Source organism: Gammaproteobacteria bacterium, assembly GCA_035501935.1.
Taxonomy (GTDB): Bacteria; Pseudomonadota; Gammaproteobacteria; order JAJPIJ01; family JAJPIJ01; genus JAJPIJ01.
Window position 1 is genome coordinate 21,791 of the sequence record DATJVC010000004.1, and the last position, 13,187, is coordinate 34,977.

Annotated in this window: 9 protein-coding genes; 6 read left to right on the forward strand and 3 right to left on the reverse strand. The window is 61.0% G+C overall.

What is annotated here, in order from left to right; all coding sequences use genetic code 11:
• Window positions 1–4 precede the first annotated feature (4 nt).
• Together prmB and VMH34_00680 are read right to left on the reverse strand one after the other, a co-directional pair.
• Entirely contained in the window at window positions 5–895 is an 891-nt protein-coding gene (gene prmB, locus VMH34_00675) for a 50S ribosomal protein L3 N(5)-glutamine methyltransferase (GenBank protein HTT07297.1), read from the reverse strand.
• Window positions 892–2,511: an HD domain-containing phosphohydrolase gene (locus VMH34_00680; protein ID HTT07298.1), complete on the reverse strand. Its 1,620-nt coding sequence runs from the start codon at window positions 2,509–2,511 to the stop codon at window positions 892–894. The genes prmB and VMH34_00680 overlap by 4 nt, the downstream gene beginning before the upstream one ends.
• 207 nt (window positions 2,512–2,718) lie before the next feature.
• Between VMH34_00680 and VMH34_00685 the strand changes: the two genes are divergently transcribed.
• Window positions 2,719–4,554 carry a GNAT family N-acyltransferase gene (locus VMH34_00685; protein HTT07299.1) on the forward strand — a complete coding sequence of 612 codons (1,836 nt, stop codon included), beginning with the start codon at window positions 2,719–2,721 and terminating at the stop codon, window positions 4,552–4,554.
• A gap of 10 nt (window positions 4,555–4,564) precedes the next feature.
• On the opposite strand, the gene htpG is transcribed toward VMH34_00685, so the two are convergent.
• Window positions 4,565–6,445, reverse strand: a complete 1,881-nt coding sequence (gene htpG / locus VMH34_00690) for a molecular chaperone HtpG (protein ID HTT07300.1) — start codon at window positions 6,443–6,445, stop codon at window positions 4,565–4,567.
• A gap of 102 nt (window positions 6,446–6,547) precedes the next feature.
• Between htpG and mutS the strand changes: the two genes are divergently transcribed.
• From mutS to VMH34_00715, 5 genes are all read left to right on the forward strand, one after another.
• Window positions 6,548–9,121, forward strand: a complete 2,574-nt coding sequence (gene mutS / locus VMH34_00695) for a DNA mismatch repair protein MutS (GenBank protein ID HTT07301.1) — start codon at window positions 6,548–6,550, stop codon at window positions 9,119–9,121.
• Window positions 9,122–9,207: 86 nt separating this feature from the next.
• A complete protein-coding gene (fdxA, locus tag VMH34_00700; GenBank protein HTT07302.1) occupies window positions 9,208–9,531 on the forward strand; it encodes a ferredoxin FdxA in 324 nt (107 codons plus the stop codon).
• A gap of 40 nt (window positions 9,532–9,571) precedes the next feature.
• Complete coding sequence (locus VMH34_00705) at window positions 9,572–10,021, forward strand: DUF4124 domain-containing protein (GenBank protein HTT07303.1); 450 nt, start codon at window positions 9,572–9,574, stop codon at window positions 10,019–10,021.
• 232 nt (window positions 10,022–10,253) lie between these two features.
• Window positions 10,254–10,397, forward strand: coding sequence for a hypothetical protein (locus VMH34_00710; protein HTT07304.1), 144 nt, complete (start codon window positions 10,254–10,256; stop codon window positions 10,395–10,397).
• Between the two features lie 244 nt (window positions 10,398–10,641).
• Window positions 10,642–13,179 (forward strand): serine/threonine-protein kinase, encoded by a 2,538-nt coding sequence (locus VMH34_00715; protein HTT07305.1) that lies wholly within the window; start codon window positions 10,642–10,644, stop codon window positions 13,177–13,179.
• The last annotated feature ends 8 nt before the right edge of the window (window positions 13,180–13,187 follow it).

Genomic DNA, 13,187 nt, shown 5'->3' on the forward strand with positions numbered 1-13,187 from the left:
CGGTTTACGAGGATCGGTCGCCGCCGAAGTGTTCGCGCAGTTGCGCGGCGGTGAGCAGGAACACGCCGTCGCCGCCGCGTTCAAACTCGAACCACATGAACGGCACCTTCGGATAACGCGCCAAGAGAACCTCCTGCCGGTCGCCCACCTCCACGATCAATGCCCCGTGTTCGTTCAAGCGGGCGGCGGATTCATGCAGGATGCGGATGACGACGGCCAGCCCTTCGTCACCCGCGGCCAAACCCAGGGCCGGTTCGTGCTGGTATTCGCGCGGCAAACCGGCAACGTCTTCCGCGGGAACGTAAGGTGGATTGCTGATGATCAAGTCATAACGCTGCCGCGGGACGTCACGGTACAGATCCGATTTGATCATGCGCAGGCGATCCCCCACCGCGTACCGCTCGACGTTGATCGCGGCCACCGCCAGCGCCTCCGGCGAGATATCGGTGGCGTCAACCCGCGCTTCAGGAAAGGCCAGCGCGCAGGCCACTGCGATGCAGCCGCTGCCGGTGCAGAGTTCCAGGATGCGACGCACGCGGCTGCCGTCCACCCACGGCGCAAAACCCTGTTCGATCAATTCCGCAATCGGCGAGCGCGGTACCAACACGCGTTCGTCGACGTAAAACTCCAGACCCGCGAACCACGCCTTGCGCAGCAGATAGGCGGCCGGTTTGCGGGTGGCGATCCGCTTGCGCAACAGCGCGCGCAGGCGTTGGAGCGTGTTTTTGTCCAGTGGCTCGTCCAGCCGGGCGCCGCCGTAATCGAAGGGCAGATCGAGCGCCCCCAGCACCAGATACACCGCCTCCTCGCGGGCGTTGCGGGTGCCGTGGCCGTAGCTCAGGCCCGCGTATTCAAACTTGGATTCGGCCCAATGGACCAGTTCGCGCGGCGTCAATGGGCCATGACGCCGGGTATTTTTTTGAAATCGATGGCGTCGATCTGTTCGGGGGCCAGATACTGCCGCGCATACTTGAGATAGACCTGTTCATGGATGAACACGTCGAACAAATCCGCGTCGATATGATGTTCCAGTTTCATGCGGCCGAGGATCGTGAGCGCCTGCGACAGCGGCATCGGTTTTTTGTAGGGGCGATCCTTGGCGGTCAGCGCCTCGAAGATGTCGGCGATCGCCACCATGCGCGCCGGGATCGACATCTGTTCGCGCGTCAGTTTGTTGGGATAACCGGTGCCGTCCATTTTTTCATGATGCCCGCCGGCATACTCCGGCACCCGCCGCAGATGTTTTGGATAAGGCAGTGACTGCAGCATTTTGATGCTGACGCTGACGTGGTTGTTGATGATCTGCCGTTCCTCGAAATTCAGCGTGCCGCGGCTGATGTGCAGGTTGTAAACCTCGTTGTCCGACAGAAAGGGTTTGTCGTTACCATCCTCCCGCCAGCGGTAGGCGGCGATGCGATTGACGCGCTCCTTGTCTTCCTCGGAGAGAAACTCGCCGCCCTTGTTGCAGCGATGGAGAAATTCGCGATCGTCGGCGTATTGCTTCAGCAGCCGCCGGTATTCGGGATCGGTATCCACCTCCGCATCGGCGCCGAAGCGGGCCTGCAACCGGCGCAGCAGCGCGGCGATCTCGGCGTCGCGTCTCAATATTTCAAAGCGGGTGTCAATCTCCTTGATGCGGTCGAAAATCGTCTCCAGTTTGGTGGACTTGTCGACCACGAATTCCGGCGTGGTGATCTTGCCGCAGTCGTGCAGCCATGCGGCGACATTCAGTTCATAGCGCTCCTCCTCCGTCATGGCGAAATCCGCCAGCGGACCCTGCCTCGTGTTGCAGACCGCCTCGGCCAGCATGTCGGTCAGCACCGGCACGCGCCGGCAGTGCCCCGCAGTGTAGGGTGATTTTTCGTCAATCGCGTTGGCGACCAGCTGGATCATGGAATCGAACAACTGTTTCTGCGCCTCTATCAGTTGTTTGTTGGTGATGGCCACCGCCGCCATCGAGGCCAGCGATTCCACCAGCTTTTGATCGTGCTGGGTAAACGAGACCGCATCCGAGCCATCGGGTTCGCGCTTGTTCAGGAGCTGCAGCACGCCGATGACCTCATTCTCATGATTGGTCATCGGCACGGTGAGAAAGGATTTTGAACGGTAGCCGGTCTTCTGATCGAAGGTGCGAGTCCCGGAAAAATCGAATTCCTTGCTGGCGTAGGCGTCCTTGATGTTGATGGTGCGGCGGCTCAGGGCCGCGCTGGCGGCGACCATTTTCATGTTGGGATTGCCCGCGTCGTCGTACAAGGGCAGCGGCGGGAAGGGAATGGGCTTGCCGCTGGTGCCGCCCATGCGAAAGTTGAGGCTGGCGGTGTGCATGATTTCGAATTTCAGGCGTCGATCCTCGGTGACCGAATACAGCGTGCCGCCATCCGCGCTGGTGAAGCGCTCCGCCTGCTCCAGGATCATCTCCAGCAGCCGGTCGTGATTCTTCTCGGCCGAGAGGGCGATGCCAATGGCCGTCAGTTCTTGCAGCAGTTGCAGAGAATGGGTGGTGGTGGTCATCAATTTCAGCCGTCGATTAGACAAATTTTAGCCGGATTCCGACCCTACTGCCATGCAAAACAGCATGTTGCGGTGCGATCAGCGTCGCAAACAGAACTTTTTCGATGTAAAAAGCTGAATTGTCACCAACCTGTCAACGGACGTTCGCCGGCCTGTCACAGCGTTGGGGCAGTATGGCCGTCACATGCTCCGCGTGGAGAACAACCGATGACCTCAGCAGAAATTCGCGGTCATTTCAGCACGCGTCACATCTTTTCCAACCACCGATTGTCAAACCACCCCGATTTCCTCTATCGATCCCTGGATCGGCTCTGCCGCTTGGATCACCTGGATCGTCTCTATCAGCAACTACCCCCCGGATTGGAAGGCGAGGCCTTTCTCCGGCAGGCGCTGGAACTGCTCGACATCCGGCCGCGCATTTTGAGCGGGCGGATCGATGACATTCCGGCCGGCGGGCCGGTCATCGTCGTCGCCAATCATCCCTTCGGCGGCCCCGAGGCGCTGCTGCTGGCGCAGATGCTGCTGAAGATCCGCCCTGATGTGCGCATGATGGCCAATTACCTCCTGCGGCAAATCACGGAAATCCGGGATTATCTGATTGACGTGGATCCCTTCGGGGGAGGAACGTCGGCCCGCAGAAACGCGGCGCCGTTGCGCCGCTGCCTGCGCTGGTTGCAGGCCGGCGGCCTGCTGCTGACCTTTCCATCGGGCACGGTATCGCATCTGCAATGGCGTTCCGGAAAGATTATCGATCCGCCGTGGGATCCGTCCATCGGACGTCTCGTGCAGTTGAGCCAGGCCAGCGTGGTGCCGGTGTACATCCACGGCCACAACCGGCTTCACTTCCAGCTCCTGGGCCTGCTGCACCCGCTGCTGCGCACCGCCCTGCTGCCGCGCGAATTCGCGGCCCGCACCGGTCGGCGCATTGAACTGCGCATCGGCGCACCCATCGCGTACGCCGGCATGAAACGGCTGCCGGACAAGACCACACTCATTGAACATCTGCGCCTGCGCACCGAGCTGCTGGGCCAGATGAGCCAGACTGCTTCCTCCGGCGCGGCCGTTGAGCCGCCTTTACCGCGACGTGCGATCCCCTTAATCCTCGCGCCCGCACCATCGTTGCTCAAGGCGGAGATGGACGCCCTGCCGGAGGAGCAGATCCTGATTCGCAACAAGGAATGGCGGGTCGCCTGCGCGCCCGCGCGGCAAATCCCCTGGTTGTTGCAGGAGATTGGGCGGCTGCGCGAGCTGACGTTCCGGAGCGTCGGCGAGGGCACCGGCAAGCCCGCGGACATCGATCTGTATGACGCCTATTACCAGCACCTCATCGTCTGGAACGAGGCCTCCGGTCAGGTGGCCGGCGGTTACCGGCTGGGCGTCGTGGCCGACATCCTGCGGCACTACGGCGTGCGCGGCCTCTACACCCATTCCCTGTTTGAATTCAAGCGGCCGCTGCTCGGCCAGCTGGCGACGGCCGTCGAGTTGGGCCGCTCGTTCGTGCGGCCGGAATTTCAGAAGAGCTTCGCGCCCCTGTTTCTGTTGTGGCGCGGGATCGGGGAATTCATCATCCGCCGGCCGCAGTGCCACCGCCTGTTCGGCCCCGTCAGCATCAGCAACGATTATCACTGGCTGTCGCGCCTGCTCATCGTGAAGCACCTGCACACGCGGCATTACGAACGGGAATTGTCCCGCTGGGTGCGGCCACGCCGCCCATTCAAGCCATTGCGTATGGGGCCCTGGCGGGAAGCCATCATCTCACCGGGCCTGGACGATCTGGACGTGATCGCAGACATGGTGCGCGGCATCGAGACGGACGGCAAGGAGCCTCCCATTCTGCTGCGCCAGTATCTGAAGCTGGGCGGGCAATTGCTCGGATTCAATGTCGATCCGGAGTTCGGGAATACGCTGGACGGCCTGATCCTGGTCGATCTGCGCCGCACCGATGCCCGCCTTTTGGAGCGCTACATGGGTCAGCGGGGCGCGCGCGACTTTCTCGCGTTCCACCGCTCACGGCCCGCCGCCACGACACGCCAGGCGGCGTGACCGGCGGGGCTCAGGACGCCATGGTTGCGAACATGGCGTTCAAACGGCGGACAAAGCCCGCCGGGTCGCTGAGCCTGCCGCCCTCGGCCAGCAAGGCCTGATCGAATAATATCCTCGCCCAGTCGCCGAAACGCGTTTCATCCTCGATTTTGCCAAGATGTTTGATCAGCGCGTGCTCCGGGTTGATCTCCAGGATGGGTTTGGCGGCGGCGATGTTCTGCCCCACGGCCTTGAGCAGGCGTTCCAGATTGCCGCCCATGTCCTGGCTGTCCGCCACCAGGCAGGCGGGTGAGTCGGTCAGGCGGCGGGTGACGCGCACGTCCTTGGTTTCGTTATCCAGCGTCTTGCGCAGCCGGCCCAGCAGGTCTTTCAGTTCGCGGGTTTCGCCCTGCCGTTCCTTCTTCTCCTCCTCCGTCTCCAGCCTGCCGAGATCCAGATCGCCCTTGCTCACGGATTTGAGCGGCCTGCCCTTGAACTCGGTCAGGTGCATGACCACCCACTCATCCACCGGATCGGACATCAGCAACACCTCGATGCCCTTTTTGCGGAACACCTCCAAATGCGGACTGCTGCGCGCGGTGGCGGCGTCATTCGCGGCCAGATAGTAGATGGCGTCCTGCGCCTCCGGCATGCGGGAGACATAGTCCGACAGCGCCACGGTCTGCCCCTCGCCGGGGTGGAGCGTGCTTTCGTAACGCAGCAGGCCGGCCAGCGTCTCGCGATTGTCCGCGTCCTCGGCGATGCCCTCCTTCAGCACCCGGCCGAATTCCTTCCACAGCGTCTTGTAGTCCTCCCTGCCCGCCAGACTTTCAATGAGCCCCAGGATCTTCTTCACCGAGGCGGCACGGATGGTGTCGATGGTCTTGTTCCGCTGCAGCAACTCCCGTGAGACATTGAGCGGCAAATCATTTGAATCGACAATGCCGCGTACGAAGCGGAGATAACGCGGCAGCAGTTGCTCGGCGTCGTCCATGATGAATATGCGCCGCACGTACAATTTCACGCCGTGGCGGGCCTCGCGATCCCACAAATCGAACGGCGCGTGCGACGGAATGTAAAAGAGCGTGGTGTATTCGAGCCTGCCTTCGGTGCGGGTGTGCACGTGCGCCAGCGGCTTTTCGAAATCGTGCGCGATGTGCTTGTAGAACTCGTCGTAGTCCCCGGCCGTGACTTCCTTCTTGTTGCGCGCCCACAAGGCCGTGGCGCGGTTGACGGTCTCCCATCCGGTCTTGTCCTTGCCCTCCTCCGGCATGCGGATGGGCAGGGCGATATGATCGGAATATCTGCGGATGATGTCCCGCAGGCGCCAGCCGTTTAGATAATCCTTGAATTCGTCCTTGAGATGCAGCACGACCTCCGTGCCGCGTTTCTTGCGCAATACGCCCTGGACGGTGTACTCACCCAAACCGTCGGATTCCCAGCGCACGCCCTGCTCGGCGGGCTGACCCGCCCGCCGGCTGGTGACCGTGACCTTTCCGGCCACGATGAACGCCGAATAAAATCCCACGCCGAACTGGCCGATCAATTGGGTGTCCTGCTGTTTGTCGCCGGTCAGATTCTTGAAAAACTCGCGCGTACCGGAGCGGGCCAGGGTGCCGAGATTGCCGATCATCTCCTCGCGCGACATGCCGATGCCGTTATCACGGACGGTGATGGTTTTCTGCTGCTCGCTGTACTCCACCTGAATGTTGAGTTCGCTGTCGCCCTCGTACAGGCCATCGTTGCCCAGCGCCTCGAACCGCAGCTTCTCGGCCGCATCCGAGGCGTTGGAAACGAGTTCGCGCAGGAAAATCTCCGGGTGGCTGTACAACGAATGGATGACGAGATCCAGCAGCGCCTTGGTTTCGGATTGAAATCCGAGGGTCTCTTTGTTTACGTCCACACTGCTCATGGCTGTTTCATCCTCCGCAATGGCTTTTCCTTGACATGGATTGATCCCGTATAGTTGGGGCATGATCCTGCGAATTTCAATATCTTCGCACAGACCGCCGCCATGAGTACCCGCCCGCCTGCCAGCGCAGCAACCACCATCGAGCATACGCCAGTCATGCGCCAGTATCTGGCCTTCAAGGCGAAACATCCCGACCTGCTGCTGCTTTACCGCATGGGCGATTTCTACGAATTGTTCTACGACGACGCCCGCAGGGCGGCACAGCTGCTGGGAATAGCGCTGACTTCGCGCGGACAGTCGGCGGGTGAACCCATCCCGATGGCCGGCGTACCGGCGCATGCCGTGGATCAATACCTGGTCAAACTCATCCGCCTGGGTGAGTCCGTGGTCATTTGCGAACAGGTGGGCGACCCGGCATTGAGCAAGGGTCCCGTTGAGCGGCAGATCACCCGCATCGTGACGCCCGGCACGGTGACCGATGAGGCGCTGCTGGAGGCGCATCGGGACAATCTTCTGCTCGCAGTGTACGCCGCGGGCGGCGGGATCGGCTGCGCCGCGCTGGATCTCGGCAGTGGACGCTTTTCCCTCATGCAATGCGAAAGCGCCGATACATTTGCCGACGAACTGGAAAGGCTGAAACCCGCGGAAATACTGTTGCCGGAGTCCTCGCCGCTCAAGGAAAAACTTTCAACCTGGCGCGGCGTCAGCGTGAAACCGCCGTGGTATTTCGACGCCGACACCGCGCGGCGGGCGTTGATGCAGCAGTTCGGCGTGGCCGATCTGGCCGGCCTGGGCTGCGAGCAGGTGCCGCTGGCGGTGACGGCGGCGGGCTGCCTGTTGCAGCACGCCCGCGACACGCAATGCGCGGCCCTGCCGCACCTGCAGGCGCCGCATGTTGAACAGCGCCGCGATTGCCTCATCCTTGATGCCGCCAGCCGCAGAAATCTCGAAGTCGACGAGAGCCTCGCCGGCCGCCGGGAGCACACCCTCTCTCATTTGATGGACAGCGCCGTCACGCCCATGGGCAGCCGCTGGTTGCGACGCTGGATTAGCCAGCCGCTGCGCGATCAGGACATCCTGCGCGCGCGGCACGACGCCATTGCCTGCCTGTTGGAATGGGCACGGCACGAACGTCTGCGTGAACTCTTGAAACCGATCGGCGACATGGAGCGCATCCTGGCAAGGATCGCGCTGTTGACGGCGCGACCGAGAGATCTCGTCCAACTGCGCGCGGCACTGGCGCAACTTCCCGCGTTACAGGCATCGATGCAGGAACTGGACAGCCCCCGCCTGCGTGATCTCTCGGCGCGGCTGCGGTGCTTTCCGGAACTCCATGACCTGCTGCGGCATGCACTGGTGGAATCGCCGCCGGTGTGGCTGCGTGACGGCGGCGTCATCGCGCCGGACTACGACGCGGAGTTGGATGAATTACGCCGGCTCGGCGCGAATGCCGGCGACACGCTCGCCGAGATGGAGTTGCGCGAACGCATCGCGACCGGCATCGCCAATCTGCGGGTGGGTTACAACCGGGTGCATGGCTACTATATCGAGGTCAGCCGCGCCCAGGGCGCGAACGTGCCGGCGCGTTATTCCCGACGCCAGACACTGAAATCCGTCGAACGTTACATCACCCCGGAATTGCAGGAACTGGAGCAGCGGGTGTTGAGCGCCGGCGGGCGGGCGCTGGCCCGCGAAAAAATCCTGTACGAAGAGTTGCTGCGCAAATTGCAGGACCATCTGCCCGCACTGCAGGGCTGTGCGGCGGCGCTGGCCGAATTGGACACGCTGGCCGCTTTTGCCGAGCGTGCCGCGACGCTTAATCTCTCCCGTCCTGAACTGTTTGCGGAGGCGGGTGTCACCATCCGCGCGGGCCGTCATCCGATGGTGGAGCACTGCGGCGGCGAACCCTTCATTCCCAACGATCTCACCCTGAATGACGCGCGCCGGCTGCTCATCATCACCGGCCCGAACATGGGCGGCAAATCCACCTACATGCGCCAGACCGCGCTCGTCGTACTGCTGGCGCACGCCGGCAGCTTCGTACCCGCGGCGGGCGCCAGTATCGGCCCCATCGATCGCATCTTCACCCGTATCGGCGCCACCGATGATCTGGCCGCCGGCCGCTCCACGTTCATGGTGGAGATGATCGAGACGGCGCAGATCCTGCGCCAGGCGACACGACAGAGCCTGGTGCTGGTGGATGAGATCGGACGCGGCACCAGCACCTACGACGGACTGGCGCTGGCCTGGGCCACCGCCGAGGCGCTGGGGCGCGACGTGGGCGCATTCACGCTGTTCGCCACCCATTACTTCGAACTGACCGCGCTGACCGAGTTGATCCCGCAGGCGGCGAACGTGCATCTCGACGCCGTTGAGCACCAGGATCGCATTGTCTTCCTGCGCGCGGTCAAGGAGGGGCCCGCCAGCCGCAGCTACGGCCTGCAGGTCGCCTCACTGGCCGGCGTGCCGGCGCCGGTCATCGCCCGCGCGCGGGCCTATCTGCACGATCTGGAGAATCACCCGCGCACCGCGCCGGAAGCACCAAAGCAGGCCACGTTGCTGCCCCACACCCATCCTGTCTTGGCGGCGCTGATGCATCTCAAGCCCGATGATTTGAGCCCGCGCGAGGCACTCGAGGCAATCTACCGCCTGCGCGGGTTGCTGGATAAATCCTGACCGGCGCCCCTGCGCCATCATTTTCATTGGCGGGGCTTGGGACTATAATTATTTTCCTTCGTTACTCTGGAACCGCGAGAATAATCATGACATTTGTCGTCACTGAAAGCTGCATCAAGTGCAAATACACCGATTGCGTGGAGGTCTGCCCGGTGGATTGTTTTCACGAAGGCCCCAACATGCTGGTGATCGACCCCGACGAATGCATCGATTGCACGCTCTGCGAACCCGAGTGTCCGGTCAACGCCATCGTTTCCGAGGATGATTTGCCCGACAATCAGCAGGAATTCCTGAAGCTGAACGCTGAATTGTCAAAGACCTGGCCGGTCATCAACGAGGTCAAGGACGCGCCGGCCGACGCCGACAAGTGGAAAGACGTCAAGGACAAGCGGCAACATTTGGAACGCTGATCCCGCTGTTCTTCCCCGAATTAATTGAAGGGGGGATTCCATGTCATCCTGGTTGCGGATGTTGTCCCTCCTCCCCTTGCTCGCCCCAGTAACGGCGTCGTACGCCGAGGTGTACAAATGGGTGGACGAACAGGGCAAGGTGCACTACGGCGATCATCCTGGTAATGCCCGGAGCCAGCCGGTCCAAATCCAAGCCGCACCGCAGCCGGACCCGGACTCCGCTGAACGCAGGGAAAAAAGCCAGAAGCTGTTGAACGAATACTCCGATGATCAGACGGAACAGAAGAAACAGCAGGAGTCCAGGGAGAAGGAGGCGGCGCAGCGCAAGGTTAATTGCGAACTGGCGAAAAAAAATCTGGACACGTACGAACACGCGGCCACCCTCTACACCACGGACAAAGACGGGGAACGCCACAACCTGACCGACGATGAGTATAAAAAAGCCATCGAAACCAGCCACGCCAACGTAAAAAAGTGGTGTGATGAATAATCGCGGCTGTCCTGGTGGTCTTTTTTCCCAATCCGACAAGTGCCTTCTTAAAAAGTGATGTCACCGGTGTCCTGAATGCCGGTTCATGGATCCAGGCGGCGATCTGCGCGCCGTGGAGGCAAATTAAATTTTGGTAATGTTCTGAATCGGTTGCGGATATCGGGTCAAAATACCAAGTCTCGCGAACCCTGCGAGATGATTTTTCAACCATAGACATTTAAGGAGATCCATTATGACCATCCGCAAATTCATCCTGGCGATCATGACCGGCCTGTTTTTGGTCAGCACCGGCGCCATGGCCGCCGATACGCACAAGTGCAAAAAAGGCAAGGTCTGGGATGCGGACAAGAAGCACTGTGTAGTCGAGAAAAAGTAATTCAGGCTGCAAGTTGTTGCGTAAATAGAGGAGGGCCATCCGCCCTCCTCTTTTTTTGCCGGCGATAATCAGGAGTACGTTCATTTTTCCCCGCCATGCGTTGCGTGTGAGCTTGTACGCCGCCCCAGGTGCCCGCGTATTTTTTGATTTCCAGGTTCGGTGTTAGGATTTGACGCGCGGGAGGCTCTGAGTCCGATCAGAGGTTCCCCGATGATGCAACCCATTCCCACGCACGGACAGGCGCATGCGGAAAAAATTCTGGACCAGCGACTGGTTTGCCGGCCTTGCGGTATCGGTGGTGTTTGTCGTCCTGTACTGGATGCAGCCCCCATTCGTGGAATCACTGGAGCGCACCGCCTACGACTTCGGGGTGCGGGCGTCGACCCAGCAGCCCAGCAGCCAGATCGCAGTCATTGCCATCGACGACAACAGCATCACCAACATCGGACGCTGGCCGTGGCCACGCAACATCATCGCCGAGTTGATCGACCGTCTGGCCAAGGCGGGCGCCAAGGTCATCGCCAATATGGTGCTGTATACCGAACCGCAGATCGACCCCGGATTGACCCACATCAATGAATTGCTGGCCCTTTATGATTCGAAGGGATTGTCCAAAAGCAACGATGCCACCGTCGCCGAGCTGGGCAAAAAACTCAAGACGGCCCAGGAAGACCTCGACAAGGACAAGAAACTCGCCGATGCCATTGGCCGTGCCGGCAATGTCGTGCTGGGCATGCAATTCATTCCCGGACAGCCGCTGGGCAAGGCGGACAAGCCGACGCCGGATTACATCGCGAAGAACGCCCTGCCGGACAAAAAGGTGCTGCCCGGCAAGGATGACGACGAGCCGCTTTTTGCCAGCCAGCTGTTCGCGCCCATCCCGGACATCGGCAGCAAGGCCGCGGCCATCGGGCATCTCAATCAGGATCCGGATTCTGACGGCGGATTGCGCAAGGAGCCGCTGATTTTCAATTATTTCGATCATTACTATCCCTCGTTTGCGCTCGCTGTCGCCGCGCGGACCCTCAATCTTGCACCGGGCGAGATCGAACTGGTCAAGGGCGATCACGTCGGGATCGGCAAGCTCTTGATCAAGACCAATCCGGAATCAGAGATGTACACGTTCTTCTACAAGGACCAGGGCGACAAACCGGCCTTCAAGATCGATTCGTTCTACGATGTGTACTACAACAAGATCCCGCTGGAAAATTACAAGGACAAGGTGGTGTTGATAGGCCCCACCGCCTTTGGTGTCGGTGAAACCTTTCCAACGCCGATCTCCAAGGGCATGGCACCGGTCGTGGTTCTCGCCCATACCGTCTCCAGCATCCTCAATGAAAACTTCTTCATCACCCCGTCCTGGGCGCCCCTCGTCCAGTTCCTGATCCTGATCGGGGTGGCGGCCTATCTCATCGCCGCCCTGCCGCGGCTGCCGGCCGGTCCGGCGGCGGGCGCGACCGGGGCATTCCTGGTTCTGCTCTTGGCCGTCAGCTTCATCTCCATGAAGGCCGGAGGGATGTGGCTGCAGACGATGCTCCCATCCCTGTTTCTGGTCTGCGGGCACCTGCTGCTCACCACCAAACGGTTCCTGGTCGCGGAAAAGGGCAAGATGAAGGCCGACACCGAATCGGCCGAGAGCAACCGGCAATTGGGACTCTCGTTGCAGCAGTCCGGTCAGTTGGACATGGCCTTCGAGCGATTCCGCCGTCTGCCGATGGACGATTCCGTCATGGAACTGCTGCTCAACCTCGCCGGTGATTTCGAACGCAAACGACAGTTCAACAAGGCCAACTCCGTTTATACGACCATGGCGCAATACAACAAGAAGTTCCGCGACCTGGAGATGCGCATGACCCGCGCCAAGGCGATGGAGGAGACGGTCATGCTCGGCGGCGGTGGCGCCCGCCATCCAGGCGGCACCCTGATCTTGGCCGACGGCAATGTCCAGAAACCGATGCTGGGCCGCTATCAGGTGGAAAAGGAGCTCGGCAAGGGCGCCATGGGTGTCGTCTATCAGGGCCGCGATCCCAAGATCAACCGCATCGTCGCCATCAAGACATTGGCGTTGCAGGAACTGGCCGCCGATGAAGTGGAAACGATCAAATCGCGCTTTTACCGTGAGGCCGAAACCGCCGGCCGCCTGCAGCACCCGAACATCGTCGCCATCTATGACGTCGGCGAGGAGCATGATCTGGCCTACATCGCCATGGAATTCCTGAAGGGTCATGACCTCAGCCGCTACACCAAAAAAGACAACCTCATGGCAGTGCAATTGGTGATGGGAATAGCCTACAAGGCCGCATTGGCGCTCGATTATGCGCATTCCCAGGGCGTGGTGCATCGCGATATCAAACCGGCCAACATCATGTTCGATCCCGAAGGCAAGAGCATAAAGCTCACCGACTTCGGCATCGCCCGCATCACCGATTCCAGCAAGACCAAGACCGGCATGGTGCTCGGCACGCCGTCGTACATGTCGCCGGAACAACTCGCCGGCAGGAAAATCGACGGACGTTCCGATCTCTTTTCCCTGGGTGTCATGCTCTATCAGATGATTACCGGCGAATTGCCATTCAAGGGCGAATCAATGGCCACTCTCATGTACAATATCGCCAACGAACCGCATCAGGACGTGTTCACCGTGCGCCCGGAAATTTCGAAGACCAAGCCCTGCCTGCGGGCGATCATCAACAAGGCCCTGGAGAAAGATCTCACCAAGCGTTATCAGACCGGCGCGGAGATGGCCAGGGACATACAAAGCTGCGCCAAAAAGGCCGGGTGAGGGCGCGT